This is a genomic window from Pelomicrobium sp. P1, assembly GCF_052805615.1.
Window position 1 is genome coordinate 154,283 of sequence record NZ_JBRBEM010000001.1, and the last position, 15,288, is coordinate 169,570.

16 protein-coding genes and 1 CRISPR repeat array are annotated in these 15,288 nt (G+C 64.8%); of the genes, 9 read left to right on the top strand and 7 right to left on the bottom strand.

What is annotated here, in order from left to right:
* Positions 1–31 precede the first annotated feature (31 nt).
* The 6 genes from nrdR to nusB are packed head-to-tail and all read left to right on the top strand — an operon-like array spanning position 32 to position 4,279.
* A complete protein-coding gene (gene nrdR, locus ACUVYZ_RS00775) occupies positions 32–502 on the top strand; it encodes a transcriptional regulator NrdR (protein WP_439932550.1) in 471 nt (156 codons plus the stop codon).
* Positions 503–506: 4 nt separating this feature from the next.
* A complete protein-coding gene (gene ribD / locus ACUVYZ_RS00780; RefSeq protein ID WP_439932551.1) occupies positions 507–1,625 on the top strand; it encodes a bifunctional diaminohydroxyphosphoribosylaminopyrimidine deaminase/5-amino-6-(5-phosphoribosylamino)uracil reductase RibD in 1,119 nt (372 codons plus the stop codon).
* A 36-nt stretch (positions 1,626–1,661) separates the two neighbouring features.
* Entirely contained in the window at positions 1,662–2,252 is a 591-nt protein-coding gene (locus ACUVYZ_RS00785; RefSeq protein ID WP_439932552.1) for a riboflavin synthase, read from the top strand.
* Positions 2,249–3,367 carry a bifunctional 3,4-dihydroxy-2-butanone-4-phosphate synthase/GTP cyclohydrolase II gene (gene ribBA / locus ACUVYZ_RS00790; RefSeq protein WP_439932553.1) on the top strand — a complete coding sequence of 373 codons (1,119 nt, stop codon included), beginning with the start codon at positions 2,249–2,251 and terminating at the stop codon, positions 3,365–3,367. The genes ACUVYZ_RS00785 and ribBA overlap by 4 nt, the downstream gene beginning before the upstream one ends.
* A 13-nt stretch (positions 3,368–3,380) precedes the next feature.
* The gene (ribH, locus tag ACUVYZ_RS00795; protein WP_439932554.1) at positions 3,381–3,851 is read left to right on the top strand and encodes a 6,7-dimethyl-8-ribityllumazine synthase; all 471 of its coding nucleotides are present in this window, start codon (positions 3,381–3,383) and stop codon (positions 3,849–3,851) included.
* Entirely contained in the window at positions 3,848–4,279 is a 432-nt protein-coding gene (gene nusB / locus ACUVYZ_RS00800; RefSeq protein ID WP_439932555.1) for a transcription antitermination factor NusB, read from the top strand. The genes ribH and nusB overlap by 4 nt, the downstream gene beginning before the upstream one ends.
* A 154-nt stretch (positions 4,280–4,433) precedes the next feature.
* On the opposite strand, the gene ACUVYZ_RS00805 is transcribed toward nusB, so the two are convergent.
* Positions 4,434–5,312, bottom strand: coding sequence for a tape measure protein (locus tag ACUVYZ_RS00805; RefSeq protein WP_439932556.1), 879 nt, complete (start codon positions 5,310–5,312; stop codon positions 4,434–4,436).
* On the opposite strand from ACUVYZ_RS00805, the gene ACUVYZ_RS00810 reads away from it, so the two are divergent.
* Positions 5,311–5,508, top strand: coding sequence for a hypothetical protein (locus tag ACUVYZ_RS00810; RefSeq protein WP_439932557.1), 198 nt, complete (start codon positions 5,311–5,313; stop codon positions 5,506–5,508). The genes ACUVYZ_RS00805 and ACUVYZ_RS00810 overlap by 2 nt on opposite strands.
* Before the next feature lie 138 nt (positions 5,509–5,646).
* Here ACUVYZ_RS00810 and ACUVYZ_RS00815 read toward each other — a convergent pair whose 3' ends face one another.
* The 6 genes from ACUVYZ_RS00815 to ACUVYZ_RS00840 all read right to left on the bottom strand — a co-directional run bounded on the left by ACUVYZ_RS00815 (position 5,647) and on the right by ACUVYZ_RS00840 (position 14,411).
* Positions 5,647–6,003, bottom strand: a complete 357-nt coding sequence (locus ACUVYZ_RS00815; RefSeq protein WP_439932558.1) for a DUF2513 domain-containing protein — start codon at positions 6,001–6,003, stop codon at positions 5,647–5,649.
* Positions 5,993–6,142, bottom strand: a complete 150-nt coding sequence (locus tag ACUVYZ_RS00820; RefSeq protein WP_439932559.1) for a hypothetical protein — start codon at positions 6,140–6,142, stop codon at positions 5,993–5,995. Before ACUVYZ_RS00820 ends, ACUVYZ_RS00815 begins: the two co-directional genes overlap by 11 nt.
* A gap of 5 nt (positions 6,143–6,147) precedes the next feature.
* A complete protein-coding gene (locus tag ACUVYZ_RS00825; RefSeq protein WP_439932560.1) occupies positions 6,148–6,384 on the bottom strand; it encodes a hypothetical protein in 237 nt (78 codons plus the stop codon).
* 126 nt (positions 6,385–6,510) lie between these two features.
* A CRISPR array of direct repeats spans positions 6,511–11,310; the repeat unit is 36 nt; unit sequence GCTTCAATGAGGCCGCGGCGATTCGCCGCGGATAAC.
* A gap of 205 nt (positions 11,311–11,515) precedes the next feature.
* Positions 11,516–11,809: a CRISPR-associated endonuclease Cas2 gene (gene cas2 / locus ACUVYZ_RS00830; protein ID WP_439932561.1), complete on the bottom strand. Its 294-nt coding sequence runs from the start codon at positions 11,807–11,809 to the stop codon at positions 11,516–11,518.
* 2 nt (positions 11,810–11,811) lie between these two features.
* Positions 11,812–13,521, bottom strand: coding sequence for a CRISPR-associated endonuclease Cas4g/Cas1g (gene cas4g/cas1g, locus ACUVYZ_RS00835; RefSeq protein WP_439932562.1), 1,710 nt, complete (start codon positions 13,519–13,521; stop codon positions 11,812–11,814).
* Positions 13,522–13,661: 140 nt separating this feature from the next.
* Positions 13,662–14,411 carry an ERCC4 domain-containing protein gene (locus ACUVYZ_RS00840; RefSeq protein ID WP_439932563.1) on the bottom strand — a complete coding sequence of 250 codons (750 nt, stop codon included), beginning with the start codon at positions 14,409–14,411 and terminating at the stop codon, positions 13,662–13,664.
* Between the two features lie 182 nt (positions 14,412–14,593).
* On the opposite strand from ACUVYZ_RS00840, the gene ACUVYZ_RS00845 reads away from it, so the two are divergent.
* Positions 14,594–14,842, top strand: coding sequence for a type II toxin-antitoxin system Phd/YefM family antitoxin (locus ACUVYZ_RS00845; RefSeq protein WP_439932564.1), 249 nt, complete (start codon positions 14,594–14,596; stop codon positions 14,840–14,842).
* Between the two features lie 13 nt (positions 14,843–14,855).
* Complete coding sequence (locus ACUVYZ_RS00850; RefSeq protein WP_439932565.1) at positions 14,856–15,236, top strand: type II toxin-antitoxin system VapC family toxin; 381 nt, start codon at positions 14,856–14,858, stop codon at positions 15,234–15,236.
* The last annotated feature ends 52 nt before the right edge of the window (positions 15,237–15,288 follow it).

A 15,288-nucleotide genomic window follows, 5' to 3' on the forward strand; every position in this document is an offset into this window, starting at 1 on the left:
GCCCGCTTCGTTTCTGACCTTCGTTCCTGACATGAGATGCCCTTTCTGCGGCGGCCCCGACACCCAGGTCGTGGATTCGCGCATGATCGAGGACGGCTACAGCATCCGCCGCCGCCGCCGCTGCCTCGGCTGCGACAAGCGCTTCACCACCTACGAAACCGTGGAGCTGCGTATGCCCACCGTGGTGAAATCGGACGGCAACCGGGCGGAGTTCAGCATGGAGAAGCTGCGCACGGGCTTCATGCGGGCGCTGCACAAGCGTCCGGTGCCGGCGGAGAAGGTGGAAGCCGCGATCAAGAACGTGGTGCAGCGGGTCCTGTCCCTGGGCATGCGGGAGATCCGCTCCCGGCAGATCGGGGAAATGGTGATGGAGGAGCTCTACAAGCTGGACAAGGTGGCCTACATCCGGTTCGCCTCGGTCTATCGCAGCTTCAAGGACGTGGACGATTTCCAGCACGTGATCGCCGAGGTGCGGCGCCCGCGGGCCAAGCGCGGGGCTTGACGTCATGGCCCGCGCCGAGGACTACGGCTTCATGGCCGAGGCCCTGCGCCTGGCCGAGCGGGGGCTTTACACCACGACCCCGAACCCACGGGTCGGCTGCCTGATCGTGAAGGACGGGGAGATCGTCGGCCGAGGGTTCCATGCGCGCGCCGGCGAGCCCCACGCCGAGGCGCTGGCGCTGCGGGAAGCGGGAGAGCGCGCCCGGGGCGCGACCGCGTACGTCAGCCTGGAACCCTGCAGCCACCACGGGCGCACCCCCCCTTGCGCCGACGCCCTGGTGGCGGCGGCGGTGGGACGCGTGGTGGTCGCCATGGAAGATCCTAACCCCCGGGTGGCCGGGCGGGGCCTGGAGCGCCTGCGGCAGGCAGGGATCGCGGTGGAATGCGGCGTGCTGGAAGAGGAGGCGCGCTCGCTCAACATCGGGTTCGTCTCCCGCATGACCCGGGGCCGGCCCTGGGTGCGGATGAAGATCGCGGCGAGCCTGGACGGCAGGACGGCCCTTCCCGACGGCCGGAGCCAGTGGATCACGGGGGAGGCAGCCCGGCGCGACGCCCACCACTGGCGCGCCCGCTCCTGCGCCATCTTGACCGGCATCGGCACCGTACGGGAAGACGATCCCAGGCTCACGGTGCGCCACGTCGAGACGCCCCGCCAGCCCTTGCGGGTGGTGGTGGACAGCCGGCTGGAGACGCCGCAACAGGCCCGCGTGCTGGCGGGCGGCCCGGTCCTGATTGCCTGCGCCCGCGAGGACCGCGAAGCCATGGACCGCTTGCGGGCGAAAGGGGCCGAAATCCTCGTGCTGCCGAACGCTTCGGGGAAAGTGGATCTCCCGGGGCTTTTCCGTGAATTGGGCCGGCGGGGCGTCAACGAGGTGCTGGTGGAGGCGGGGACCAAGCTCAACGGCTCCCTCCTGCGGGAAGCCTTGGTGGACGAGCTCCTGATCTATCTCGCCCCGTGCCTGCTCGGGGATGCCGCCCGGGGCGTGGCGAGCCTTCCGACGCTCGAAGATCTCGCCGCGCGGCTGCGGCTCAAGCTGCGGGACCTGCGGATGGTGGGCGAGGACCTGCGGGTGCTGGCCGAGGTGGCTCCGGGGGAAGTTGGTCTGGCTTCGGCCAGGGAATAAAATGGCGAGTCTTCTTCCTTTGCGTCGGGCTCTCCCATGTTTACCGGCATCGTCGAAGCGGTAGGGCGCATCAAGCACTTGAGCCCGCTGGAAGCGGGCCTGCGGCTTTCCATTGCGCCAGGCGACCTGGATCTTGCCGACATGAAAACCGGCGACAGCGTGGCGGTGAACGGCGTCTGTCTCACCGTGGTGGCTTTGGCCCCCGGGACCCTGACCGTGGATGTGTCGCGGGAAACCCTTTCCTGTACCTGCGGCCTGGATGCGCCGGGCGAGGTCAACCTGGAGAAAGCCCTCAGGCTGGACGACCGCCTGGGCGGTCACCTGGTGACCGGACACGTGGACGGGGTGGGGACCGTCACCCGGTTCGAGCGCGTCGGCGAGTGCCACACTCTGTCGGTGCGCGCGCCGACGGGCCTCGGCCGCTACATCGCACGCAAGGGCTCCATCGCGGTGCACGGCGTGAGCCTCACGGTAAACGAGGTGGCAGGCGACGAGTTCACGGTGAACCTGATCCCCTTCACCCTGGAAGCCACGACGCTCAAGGACCTGGCCCCGGGCGCGCGGGTCAACCTGGAAGTGGACCTGATCGCGCGCTACGTCGAGCGATTGCACTCGTATCAGCCATGACCGAAACGGCCATCAGTCCGATCGAAGACATCATTGCCGACATCCGCGCGGGCCGGATGGTGATCCTGGTGGACGAGGAGGAGCGGGAGAACGAAGGCGACCTCGTGCTCGCCGCCCAGTTCGTGACTCCCGAGGCGATCAACTTCATGGCCAAGCACGGCCGCGGCCTCATCTGCCTGACCCTGACGGAGGAGCGCTGCAAGCAATTGAACCTGCCCCTCATGGTGGCGGCCAACCGCTCCCAGCTCGGCACCAACTTCACCGTTTCTATCGAGGCGGCGACGGGGGTGACGACCGGCATCTCCGCCGCGGACCGGGCCCGTACCGTGCAGGTGGCGGTAGCCCCCGGTGCCCGTCCCGAAGACCTGGTTCAGCCGGGCCACATCTTTCCCCTCATGGCCCAGCGGGGCGGGGTGCTCGTACGCGCTGGCCACACCGAGGCCGGCTGCGACCTGGCTCAGCTCGCAGGGCTGACGCCCGCGGCAGTGATCTGCGAGATCCTCAAGGACGACGGCTCCATGGCGCGGCTGCCCGACCTGATCGAGTTCGCCCGCACCCACGGCCTCAAGATCGGCACCATCGCCGATCTGATCCATTATCGGGCAAGCACGGAAACTTTGGTGGAGCGGCTGCTGGAGCGGCCGCTTACTACCGTGCACGGCCCCTTCCGGCTGGTGGTCTATCGCGACAAAACCTCCGCGGCGACCCATCTCGCACTGGTGAAGGGAAGCATCGAAGGCGACAAGGAGACGCTGGTGCGGGTCCACGAGCCGGTCTCCCTCATCGACCTGCTGGACGTGGGCGGCACGACCCATTCCTGGGGACTCCACCAGGCCATGGCTGCGGTGGCGGCGGCACGCTCCGGCGTCATCGTCCTCCTGCACCGTCCCGAATCTTCCCAGGAGCTATTGGAGCGCACTCGCACGGTCGGAGAGAACGTGCCGCCGCGGGTCAAGTATGACCTGCGCAACTACGGCATCGGCGCCCAGATCCTGCGGGACCTGGGCGTCGGCCGCATGCGGCTTCTCGCGGCGCCGCGCAAGATGCCCAGCATGGTTGGGTTCGGGCTCGAAGTGACCGGCTACTTGCAACCCGAGCGCGGGGATCGGAACTGACCAGGAAAAGGCCATGGCGCGCGACGACAATACCCTAAAACTCGCTCCGGAGCTGGGAGGAGAGGCGCTTCGTGTCGGCATCGTGATGAGCCGATTCAACATCGAAGTCTCAGAAGGGTTGCTCGATGCCTGCACTGCGGAATTGCGCGAGCGCGGCGTTGCGCCGAAGGATGTGCTCATCGTCACGGTGCCAGGCGCGCTGGAGATCCCGGTCGCGCTGCAGAAGCTCGCCCTCACGGGCAAGTACGACGCGCTGATCGCCCTCGGCGCGGTCATTCGCGGCGAGACCTACCATTTCGAGGTGGTGGCCAACGAGTCCGCGTCCGGCATCATGTCGGTGCAGCTCGATACCGGAGTCCCCATCGCCAACGGCGTGCTCACCACCGACAACGAAGACCAGGCGATGCGCCGCACGGCACAGAAAGGGAAGGAAGCCGCGCAGGTGGCGATCGAAATGGCGAATCTACTGCGGCGCATTGTATGAGGACTTCACGCCGACGTGCCCGCGAGTATGCCCTTCAGGCTCTGTACCAGTGGCAGCTCACGGGCTATGACATGGAGTCCATCGCGTCCCAGATGCGGACACAGAAGGATTTCGCTCACGCTGACGCCGCGCTGTTCGAAGCGTTGGTTCACGGCGTCGCGCGCGAAGCGAAAGAGCTGGAGTCGATCTTCCAGCCCCACCTCGACCGGCCGGCGTCCGCCCTCTCGCCCATCGAGCACTGCATCCTGTTGCTCGGCGCTTTCGAGCTCGCCCATCATCCCGAGACCCCTTATCGGGTGGTGATCAACGAAGCCGTAGAGCTTGCCAAAACCTTCGGTGGCACGGAGGGCCACAAGTACGTGAATGGCGTACTCGACCGGGTAGCGGCCCAACTGCGCGCACTCGAAGTGGCAGCGCGTGGCTCCTGAAGGCTCTTCCGCGGATGACGCATTGCGGCCCAAAACGAAGCCTGCGCGTTGACGCGCGGTGGCAACGATGGGCCGATTTGCTCGTGCGCGAGAAAGGCTAAGATCGTACGCGCTGAGGCTTATAGGCGAGTCGACCTCTACGTACGCAGGGAGGTCAGCGACAGATACCTCGTGGTAGCGACCGAGCCAGGCCCCCGCGCGTGTTATCTCGCGCGCCCCTTGCTGTAAGAGCTAGGGACCCCAGCTCTGCCGCGATACCATCGACCATGCGGAGCATGCTGGGCACCGTCTCCGCAGAGCCTGCGCTCGACTGTATTGAACTAAGCGAGACCGGTAAGAAGCGTCCGTTGGGAATCGTGCCGCGCTGGAGCAGTTCAGAAAACGCCTCCGTGGTGATCCCCAGCGAGCGCGCCGCGATTTGCATCGCGCCATAGAGCCGTTCGCCCAGTTGCTGGCGCAGCTCCTCGCTCGAGACCGTGCCTTTGCTGATCATCTGCTGCACAGCGAGCAGCGCGCCCTGCAGCTGATCCTGCGAAAGCCCAAGCACGGTGGAGGCTTCGGCAAGCGCCGTGAACACTTCGCGCGCCTGCTGACCCTCCAGCGCCGTGCCACGCGCGGCGGCGGCGAAGGCGAGCCAGGAGCGCGCCAGCGTCTCCAGCGGCACGCCCAGGCGCTCGGATTCGGCTCGCAGTCGATTCATTTCGCTGGAGGCGGCCTCTGCCGAGCCGAAGACGACGCGCATGGCCGCCTCCAGCGACTCGAATTCGGCGGCCGTGCGGGCGATGCCGCCCACGAGCCCTGCGCCCTGGAAGATCAGGAACGCGCTCTGCGCCAGGCGCTGCATGCTGGCCAGCTGTCGGGAGATCGAATCCATCCCTTCGCCCAGCCTTTCCCTGACAGTACGGCCGGAATCGGCGAGCTTGTCCACCTCGCGGCGCAGGCCGACGATGGAGGCAGCCGCGCGGGCGACCTTGGCCTGCACGCCGTCATCCTGTAGACTGAGCTTGAGCGAGATCGACAGGTTGTTGGCCATGGATCGTAAAAACCTACTTCAGGTGTTCGGCAGCTTGTTCTGGCTGATGGTTATCTTCGCGTTCGTTGGCGGGCAGACGTGGGCCGTGTGGGCGATGACGGCAGCCGCCATTGGCTGGCTTGCGGTCTGGCTTACGCTGCCAGGCGCCGCGAGAGGCGCTCTGCTGGGCATCATCGCCGCCATCATTGGTCGCTGACCTTGGCCACCCACCGCTTCCAGTCCTTTTCTTCCGCCTGCACCGCGCGTCTGGGCCGGCACGATGCTAGGGATCAGTCTCGTGGCCTGGCTCGTCTTCGGGCTCCTCGACATCATCGCGCGTCTCGGCTGACCGCCATCACCCCCCCGCCACGATTCTCCGCGCGCAAGCAAGCACCGCATCGAGCGACAAATCCACAACCCGCTCGGCTAGACGCGTCTTGATCCGATTCCATGCCGTATCGTCTCTGACAGCGGCGAGGAACTCCTGTCCCGCCCAGGTGAGCGCCACGCCGTAACAAACGAACCCTGGGCGCGGCGCATCGGCGTTGCACTGGCCGGCAATCAACCCGGACTGGATAAGCAGCCACAGGTGGTAATTCACCGCGTCCGCCGGCCACTCTGGAAACCGGTCGGCAAAGTACCGGCCGGAAAGATCCGGTGCGGCCTCGATGCGCAAGAGGATCATGCGGATCAGTTCCCAGTCACGTTTCACGGGTCAACTCCCTCACCCATGCCTTCCAGCCCTTCTCCTCCGCCTGAGCGGTTCGGGCCGCGATGGCCTGCGCAAGCTGCGCCTCACGGTCGAGCCGGGCCGCGGCCTCGGAAAAGTCCCGCGCGAGCGTCCAGGGCATGTCCATCACGTCCCGGTAGCCGAAGCCGGCCCGGACGAGCCGGGCGACCCATGCGTGCCACCAGAGCCGATCGCGGCGGCGATGCGGCTGGTGGCCGTCTCGAGGGCGGGCATCACCCGCCGCACGAAAAAATCCGCATGCACCTGCACGAAGCGCGCGACCGGATCCACCAGCACCTCAGGCGTCAGCTCTTCGATCCACGCCCGTTCGGCTCCTGCGCCGAGGGCGGTGGTCTCGATCACACGGTCGGTCTAGCGCATGAGCAAGTCTAGGAAGCCGCCCGTAAACGACTCCCGCGCGATAGGCTCGATAGGGAAAAAGGTTAATTGCTAGGTGTGCGGGCAAGTCGAAAAAATCGACGCAAACCAGCTGCAATGAGGCCGCGGCGATTCGCCGCGGATAACTACTCAAGCACCCAGATCATACCGCGAGCCCCGGGCTTCAATGAGGCCGCGGCGATTCGCCGCGGATAACGCTGATCGAGCAGCGGACGAAAACGTTTGAGCGCAGGCTTCAATGAGGCCGCGGCGATTCGCCGCGGATAACTACTCAAGCACCCAGATCATACCGCGAGCCCCGGGCTTCAATGAGGCCGCGGCGATTCGCCGCGGATAACGCGTCTGGTGGCGTGTTTCTCCCCTCCCCTGTTCTGGTGCTTCAATGAGGCCGCGGCGATTCGCCGCGGATAACGAGGTCATCGCCGCAGGAAAAGCCGTGGCGGTGAGCGGCTTCAATGAGGCCGCGGCGATTCGCCGCGGATAACTGCGAGGAGACAGCGGATCGCATTCTGTCGGAAGTCGCTTCAATGAGGCCGCGGCGATTCGCCGCGGATAACGCGATGGATCGAGGTCCACGTCAGGGCCATGAGCACGCTTCAATGAGGCCGCGGCGATTCGCCGCGGATAACACAGTCGCGCCTTGGCCTCGAAGGTGAATACCGCGCGCTTCAATGAGGCCGCGGCGATTCGCCGCGGATAACCGCTTCGGTAGCTTGGCCAGACCCGCCAGAAGAATTGCTTCAATGAGGCCGCGGCGATTCGCCGCGGATAACCCGAGCGCCTCGTTCACCACCTGCGCCTCGTCGGCCCCGCTTCAATGAGGCCGCGGCGATTCGCCGCGGATAACGCCCGCTTTGTCCGAAGTGACAAGCGGCGCCTCCCGCTTCAATGAGGCCGCGGCGATTCGCCGCGGATAACGCAGGAGCAGGGCGCACAGAAAACGGCAGCGCTCGCGCTTCAATGAGGCCGCGGCGATTCGCCGCGGATAACCGCCTCGTGCCGTCTTCGAAGAACCAGCCGAAAATCGCTTCAATGAGGCCGCGGCGATTCGCCGCGGATAACGCAGCGCTCGCTGTCGATGCGGCGACGACCGTCTCGCTTCAATGAGGCCGCGGCGATTCGCCGCGGATAACCCTGGTGGATGTGCCGAGCGCCGCGGGGCCGGTGGTGCTTCAATGAGGCCGCGGCGATTCGCCGCGGATAACGAAGTGGCGCGGGACGTGCGCCGGGAACTGGCGCCGCGCTTCAATGAGGCCGCGGCGATTCGCCGCGGATAACAACTTGCTCAATGCAGAGAACTGTTTCTTGGAATAGCTTCAATGAGGCCGCGGCGATTCGCCGCGGATAACAACTTGCTCAATGCAGAGAACTGTTTCTTGGAATAGCTTCAATGAGGCCGCGGCGATTCGCCGCGGATAACGAATCCGGGCGACGGTCCGAAGCCTGGTTCGGGACCCGCTTCAATGAGGCCGCGGCGATTCGCCGCGGATAACCGTGAAGCCTAGCGTCTTGCTCGTTACTCCATCGAAGCTTCAATGAGGCCGCGGCGATTCGCCGCGGATAACACGATGGCGGGCGGCGCTGGTTGCCCCAACGCCATGGGCTTCAATGAGGCCGCGGCGATTCGCCGCGGATAACGGCGGCCGCCCCCGTAGCCCTCCCCCGGATGGGACTCGCTTCAATGAGGCCGCGGCGATTCGCCGCGGATAACGGCCGCCGCCCGGATCACCGCCCGCTGCAGGTCGGCCGCTTCAATGAGGCCGCGGCGATTCGCCGCGGATAACCGGTCTCGATTGCGGACAGCGTGCGCGGGATCAACGAGCTTCAATGAGGCCGCGGCGATTCGCCGCGGATAACGACCTGCGGCTCGCCAAGGAAAAGGCGGACCTGCTGCTTCAATGAGGCCGCGGCGATTCGCCGCGGATAACGGTGATCCGCAACCTGCGCGACCCACAGGAGGATTTGCTTCAATGAGGCCGCGGCGATTCGCCGCGGATAACGGCCATGGCCCCAGGGGCCGGTACACCATGCCGGCCCGCTTCAATGAGGCCGCGGCGATTCGCCGCGGATAACTGCAATCGTTTCTTTCCTGGTTGGAACGGATCGCGCCGGCTTCAATGAGGCCGCGGCGATTCGCCGCGGATAACAACGTCGCCCGGACCGCGTCAACCGCGTCGCTAAAGCTTCAATGAGGCCGCGGCGATTCGCCGCGGATAACGCGTCGGTGTGTTGATGGCGTTCGCTCGTAGGCGATGGCTTCAATGAGGCCGCGGCGATTCGCCGCGGATAACCTCGACGCCGGTCGCCAAGCTCTACCTGGACGAGATCGAGCTTCAATGAGGCCGCGGCGATTCGCCGCGGATAACATACAGTCCCGCTCACTCTGATTCCCAGCGGCCCGGCTTCAATGAGGCCGCGGCGATTCGCCGCGGATAACCCTGGCTGTCGCGCCAGCAGTTTCTGGCCATCACAATGCTTCAATGAGGCCGCGGCGATTCGCCGCGGATAACCCCCGCTCCCGGGACGCGGGCAACACGGCGGACCTGCTTCAATGAGGCCGCGGCGATTCGCCGCGGATAACGAAGAGGTCGCGGCGGATGCCGATGTCCACCCCGACGCTTCAATGAGGCCGCGGCGATTCGCCGCGGATAACGCGCCCGGGAGCGCGACGGATCCGCAAGCTCGATGCGCTTCAATGAGGCCGCGGCGATTCGCCGCGGATAACTCCGCCAGAGCGAGTAAAAGAGCCCCGGCACCAGAAGCTTCAATGAGGCCGCGGCGATTCGCCGCGGATAACCTGCGGACCGGGTCGATGCGGCCATGGAGGGCCAGCTTCAATGAGGCCGCGGCGATTCGCCGCGGATAACGCCACCCTCGACCGACCAAATCACCTCGGCGACGGCGCTTCAATGAGGCCGCGGCGATTCGCCGCGGATAACCTCAGACTGGCGATCGAGCCGGCATTCAAGATGAAAGCTTCAATGAGGCCGCGGCGATTCGCCGCGGATAACGAGACGGCCCCGGCCCGCGTCGGCAGACACTATTAGCTTCAATGAGGCCGCGGCGATTCGCCGCGGATAACCGGGAGTCCCTCGAGTTCTTTCGCGCGAAGGGCCTGCTTCAATGAGGCCGCGGCGATTCGCCGCGGATAACTTTGTCTCGTGGCGGTCCCAGTCATCCTCCCCCTCCTTGCTTCAATGAGGCCGCGGCGATTCGCCGCGGATAACCTGCGGCAGCAGCGGGAACTTTTTGAAGCGCGACAGGCTTCAATGAGGCCGCGGCGATTCGCCGCGGATAACAACGAATTCCCTAATTTGTTCGTCAGTCATTCCACGCGCTTCAATGAGGCCGCGGCGATTCGCCGCGGATAACTCCGCTCGACGCGGAGACGCTGGGCTTCCTCGTGGCGCTTCAATGAGGCCGCGGCGATTCGCCGCGGATAACTTCTTCGCGCGGTGGTAGTCTTGAATCGAATTTCGGAGCTTCAATGAGGCCGCGGCGATTCGCCGCGGATAACTTATCGCGTGGCGGTCCCAGTCCCCCCCCCCCCTCCCTGCTTCAATGAGGCCGCGGCGATTCGCCGCGGATAACTTTCTCGCGGCGTTTCTCGGCGGCTTGATCTCTGCTGGCTTCAATGAGGCCGCGGCGATTCGCCGCGGATAACGGCGTACAAAGTCTTACCCGCCCCAGGCTGCCCGGGCTTCAATGAGGCCGCGGCGATTCGCCGCGGATAACGTACGATGAATCGGAGGACGTGGTTCCGTCACCGAGCTTCAATGAGGCCGCGGCGATTCGCCGCGGATAACGTGAGTCTCGAGCTCGGCGACGTAGCGCGGCACCTGGGCTTCAATGAGGCCGCGGCGATTCGCCGCGGATAACGGCATTAAGGTCTTCAAGTGGGTGCGTCGGGCGATGGCTTCAATGAGGCCGCGGCGATTCGCCGCGGATAACCTTAACCCACTCGAAATTCAAAAGAGCCGGAATAATGCTTCAATGAGGCCGCGGCGATTCGCCGCGGATAACCGCGCAAAAGCTCTTTCATTTTCCGTCTAGTCGTAGCTTCAATGAGGCCGCGGCGATTCGCCGCGGATAACGGGCAGCCCCAGCATTTCTGCATTCGCAAGGGTGCCGAGCTTCAATGAGGCCGCGGCGATTCGCCGCGGATAACTGCCCTTGCCGCCGAACCACCGAACAGGAGCGCGCAGCTTCAATGAGGCCGCGGCGATTCGCCGCGGATAACCCAGTTGGACTGGCCCGGCCGCCACCCATGCCTCGACGCTTCAATGAGGCCGCGGCGATTCGCCGCGGATAACTTGGTCCACATGAGATTGGTGTCGGTGGTCCACATGCTTCAATGAGGCCGCGGCGATTCGCCGCGGATAACATCTACTGCGCGCTGGTGGATGAATTGCATGCGCAGCTTCAATGAGGCCGCGGCGATTCGCCGCGGATAACGGGACATATCGTGCGCGGAGATTGCCTAGTGGACATGCTTCAATGAGGCCGCGGCGATTCGCCGCGGATAACGCAGCGCATTATGCAGGAAATTGCTCAGGACCTTGAGGCTTCAATGAGGCCGCGGCGATTCGCCGCGGATAACGTTTTGGCCGCCGGACTGGCGGTGTCCGCCCATGGAGCTTCAATGAGGCCGCGGCGATTCGCCGCGGATAACGGAGGTCTCGTGGTAGCCGATCCGCTTCTTCTCCTTGCTTCAATGAGGCCGCGGCGATTCGCCGCGGATAACGCAGTGGCTGCTGTTCGTGCATCCGGAGTACGGGGTGCTTCAATGAGGCCGCGGCGATTCGCCGCGGATAACCGGCGCAGGGTCTCGGCGAAGTCCACCTCGTCCACCACGCTTCAATGAGGCCGCGGCGATTCGCCGCGGATAACAGTCCCTTCGGGAGGCCGCATCCCGTCGGGCATCGCGAGGCAGAATGCGAGCGCTCCCCGGGATTTTTCTGAAAAATGCCCAGCAAGCTTCTTTTTATTCCCATCATTCATAAATTTCTTCGACTTTTCAAAGAGCTACCGTTTGCGAGCGGTCCAGCCGATAAGGTGCGCCACCGAAGCGCTCGCGCACGAAAAGCAAAAAAAATCACACGATCACCGGCTCACGCTCAATGGGTGTGAAGGTCTTTCCGAGGCTCACGACCCGGGGCACGACCCTCTCGGCCAGGCCGAGATCGAGCAGGACAATGTGATCATCGCCATGGTGAATGATTCCGTCCAGCAATGCAATCAATTCCGCGTGCCGCTCGCGGCTCAGCCGGCATTGGAACACGGAAAGCTGGAGCCATTCCCCGTAGCCCTGCATGATCCTGAACACCCTGCGCCAGCGCTTCGGATGACGGATGTCGTAGGCGACGATGTAAAGGCGCTCGTCGTTCATAGTCAGCGGGTCGTGAAGTTGGGGTACTCGGGGATCTCGCCCAGCAGATGGCGCGCCAGGAGGCGGGCCTGGAGCTCCAAAAGGCGCCGGTAACTCACTTTGTAGCCGAAGAGCGGATGGGTAATCTCGTGGCTCAGCCGGCGTTCGAAGGCGGCGATGAAACGCTTGCGCCCGTCGGGGGTCAAGGCGACGCTTGCTGCCGCGCTGATGAAATCCGTAGGACGTACCTCGCCGTTATTGATCGCCTGGATAACGCTGGAATCGGCGATCAGGGGTCTAAACGGCTCCATCATGTCCAGGGCGAGGGCGGGGCGGCCGTACCGTGGTTGGTGGTAAAAGCCGCGGTAAGGGTCGAAGCCGACCGCCGCGAGCACCACCGTCCAGGTGCGCATCAGGAGCGAATAGGCGTAAGAAAGCAGCGCGTTCACGGGATCGGTGGGAGGCCGTCGGTTGCGCGTGCGGAAATCGAAGGCCATGGACGTGCCATCCCGGTCGCGGCTCAGTAGCGCAGCAAACTGGCTGAAGTAACGCGCCGCCGCCTGGCCTTCGGCGCCCAAAAGCTCCGGCAGATTCTTCGCCCGCTGCGCCCGGCGGATGTCTTCCTGGAATTGGGCCGTCAAATCCTCGGGGCGTTCCTCGCCCTTCCAGTTTCGCCGCAAAAGGGTCCGCGCGTTCTGGATCTTGGCGACCACGAAGCCTTTCGAAAGCTGCAGGCAGGTGAAAGGATCGAAGCTCGCCCGATACTGGGCGGTGCGGATCTCCACGTTCTTGTGTCCCGTGCCGATGGTGTGGCCCAGGAACCAGCCGCCGAAGGAATGCCAGGAGACGGGAATCTCCCGCGCCATCAGCTCGTGCAGCGTGGGCGTGGTGACGTATACGTTTCCCATGAGCACGAGCTGCGAAACGTCGATCAGGCGCACGGTCTGCGCCTTCTCGTTCTCGACGGAGATTTCCAGGATTTCGCCCTTCTTGCTCACCTTGGCACCACGCGCCTGTACATAGAGCGGCAGCGCCTCGTCGCGCGCGACGGCCAGGGGCCGGGGCGGTGTCTCCTGCCGGCGAAGAAAGTTCACCTCGTCCGGAAGGCAGATGCCCACCAGCGAGCAGCGCGGGCACTTGGGACTGTCTTCCAGCGGCGGCGGGATCTGCCCGCCAGCCGCGATGAGCCGCAATCCGTCGATGGCGTTGCGCGTCAAGGCGCACAGCTCTTCATCGAAGGGCACCCGGACCCGCTCCCGGCTCTCCGTGAAGTAAAGCACCCCTTCATCGCAGGCGTAGCCGTGCTCCTCCAGGATCAAGCCTTGAACGCAGAGCTGCACCCGCTCCGGATCGTAGGCGCCGTGGGCCACGTGAGGCCGCTTTCCCCGTTTGTAGTCCACCGGGACGACGCGGCCGCCTTCCGCCTCGATCAGGTCCATCTTGGCGATCAGGCCGAGCCGGTTGGAGGAAAGGGTGATGGAGCGGGCATGGATCCGCTCGCCTTCCGCGGCTTCCTCGGGCGGCGGAAGCTCACCGCTCGGCCGGTCCACCCGCCGGTGGGCATGGCGGCCCTCCACCGTGTCGGAAGATTCCGCCCATTCTCCCTGCACCCATTCCAGATAGGCAAGCCGCGGGCAATACTGGTACTCGTTCACCATGCGCGCCGGCAAAAGCGGCATGTCGCCGGTGAGCTCCGGGAAGGGCAGGGGCAGCTCTTGCTGAACGTCGTCCATGACGGAAACGTGTCAAGCAATTCACCTTATACATCGATCATCCTTTTTCGTCATGCCGGCAATTTGAAAAATTGTTACTCTCTGGCGGGAATCGGTTGGGAGCGTCGCTGTGGGCCCGACCAGCAGGACCTTGAAGCGGATCACGAGGGATAAGCCGGCAACAGGCTGGAGCTTGCCGGTCGGTCATGGATTTCCGCAGCAAACCTGGGCTCGTAGCGTGCCCCCGGCTCCTCTACCGCCCAGCGGATTCGCCTGGCTGTGTGAGTGCCGATTCCGGCCACCGAGGCCAGTTCGCCTTCGCTTGCCGTCAATATCCTTTCCACGGTTCCAAAGCGCTCCAGCAGCCGGGTGGCGCGCGCCGGCCCGATGCCCGGTAATCCTTGGAGAAGGTATCGCTGCAAAGCTGCCTTGCCCTTGGGTCGCCACCCGCGGCGGGGAAGCGCTCCATGGGCCAGGGTGCGCCCCTGGCGCGCCACGTACAAAAAAGTTCGGACCGTTTCCGCAGGCGAGCGGGTTCTCAGCACCGGCAGACCGATGAATAGGCAGACGGTCACCAAAGCGCCCTGGATAGCTTCCCAGGCCATGCCGTGGCCTCCCAGGTCCTTGGAAGTTCCCTCCAGCACGAGGGCTGGCCGCAAGCCTTTTGCCTGGGCAAACCGCAGCGCCTGATTGAACAGCCGGCCGTCCTCGATGGAAAGCACCAGATCGGACAGTGTCTTGCGTTCGAACAAAAAGCGGCCGTCCACCTGGTAGTCGCCGAGCTTGAGCCGCTCCACTCGAACCTCGAAGGCAGCGGACTCCAAGAGCAGAGGGAGCAGCGAGCTCGACTGTTCCCGGTCGTCCACGACAATCGGGATCGGCTTTCGCGAATCGATGGATGATTCCCGCATGGGTTTGCTTCCTGCTAAGCCTTGCATAGGTGATCGCAACCGCTCGTTGTCAGGAGAAAGCTCAGAGCCGCAATAAATCTTGAATGGAAATCAGTGACCTGCCTCATACCCCGCTCCCGCGCGTGCCGATCATACGATCCCAGCATCTTGCTACAATGTGCTACGATTGCTACACTCGAGACATGAGCAAGACGATTACTCAGCGCGAACTACGAAACGATTCCGCCGCCATCCTCCGTGAAGTGCAGGCGGGCGAGACCATCATCGTCACGCGCAACGGCGTACCCGTGGCCGAGCTGCGGCCGATCCATCCGCGCCGGTTCGTGCCCCGCGCGGTTATTGCCGAAGCCGCGGCGCGGGCGCCACGCATCGACGTCAACCGCTTTCGCGCGGATCTCGACGCGGTAATCGACTCGTCCGTCGATGGCTGAAACGAGCCGGGGATTGCTGGATACGTCCGTCGTCATCGACCATGACGTAGTGGACCCGGCGCTGCTTCCTGACGAATCCGCCATCGCGGCCATCACTCTGGCCGAGCTCGCCGCCGGACCGCACGCGACCCGCGACGAACGGGAACGGGCATGGCGTCAGGACAGGCTGCAATGGGCGGCCGCGACCTGGGACCCGCTCCCGTTCGACGCCGAAGCGGCCCGCATGTACGGCCGCGTGTTCGCCGCCGTGAAGGCCGCGGGACGATCGAGCCGCGCGCGTCTTGCGGATCTGCTCATCGCGGCGACCGCCGCGGCCCATGGGCTGCCGTTGTACACGCGCAATCCTTCCGACTTCACCGGGCTCGAGGAAGTTGTCGCCGTCATCGTGGTTTGAATTCCCTCAAAAAGAAGGCTGCGGCGTGCGGTCGATGATTGCCTCCCAAAGC

What these genes read in the sequence shown, in the direction of transcription:
- ACUVYZ_RS00785 (WP_439932552.1), top strand. Translation starts at nt 1,662, where the DNA reads ATGTTTACCGGCATCGTCGAAGCGGTAGGGCGCATCAAGCACTTGAGC.
- cas2 (WP_439932561.1), bottom strand. Translation starts at nt 11,809, where the DNA reads ATGAACGACGAGCGCCTTTACATCGTCGCCTACGACATCCGTCATCCG.
- ACUVYZ_RS00840 (WP_439932563.1), bottom strand. Translation starts at nt 14,411, where the DNA reads ATGCGGGAATCATCCATCGATTCGCGAAAGCCGATCCCGATTGTCGTG.
- cas4g/cas1g (WP_439932562.1), bottom strand. Translation starts at nt 13,521, where the DNA reads ATGGACGACGTTCAGCAAGAGCTGCCCCTGCCCTTCCCGGAGCTCACC.
- ACUVYZ_RS00810 (WP_439932557.1), top strand. Translation starts at nt 5,311, where the DNA reads ATGGATCGTAAAAACCTACTTCAGGTGTTCGGCAGCTTGTTCTGGCTG.
- nusB (WP_439932555.1), top strand. Translation starts at nt 3,848, where the DNA reads ATGAGGACTTCACGCCGACGTGCCCGCGAGTATGCCCTTCAGGCTCTG.
- ribD (WP_439932551.1), top strand. Translation starts at nt 507, where the DNA reads ATGGCCCGCGCCGAGGACTACGGCTTCATGGCCGAGGCCCTGCGCCTG.
- ACUVYZ_RS00820 (WP_439932559.1), bottom strand. Translation starts at nt 6,142, where the DNA reads ATGCCCTGGACGCTCGCGCGGGACTTTTCCGAGGCCGCGGCCCGGCTC.
- ribH (WP_439932554.1), top strand. Translation starts at nt 3,381, where the DNA reads ATGGCGCGCGACGACAATACCCTAAAACTCGCTCCGGAGCTGGGAGGA.
- nrdR (WP_439932550.1), top strand. Translation starts at nt 32, where the DNA reads ATGAGATGCCCTTTCTGCGGCGGCCCCGACACCCAGGTCGTGGATTCG.
- ACUVYZ_RS00845 (WP_439932564.1), top strand. Translation starts at nt 14,594, where the DNA reads ATGAGCAAGACGATTACTCAGCGCGAACTACGAAACGATTCCGCCGCC.
- ribBA (WP_439932553.1), top strand. Translation starts at nt 2,249, where the DNA reads ATGACCGAAACGGCCATCAGTCCGATCGAAGACATCATTGCCGACATC.
- ACUVYZ_RS00805 (WP_439932556.1), bottom strand. Translation starts at nt 5,312, where the DNA reads ATGGCCAACAACCTGTCGATCTCGCTCAAGCTCAGTCTACAGGATGAC.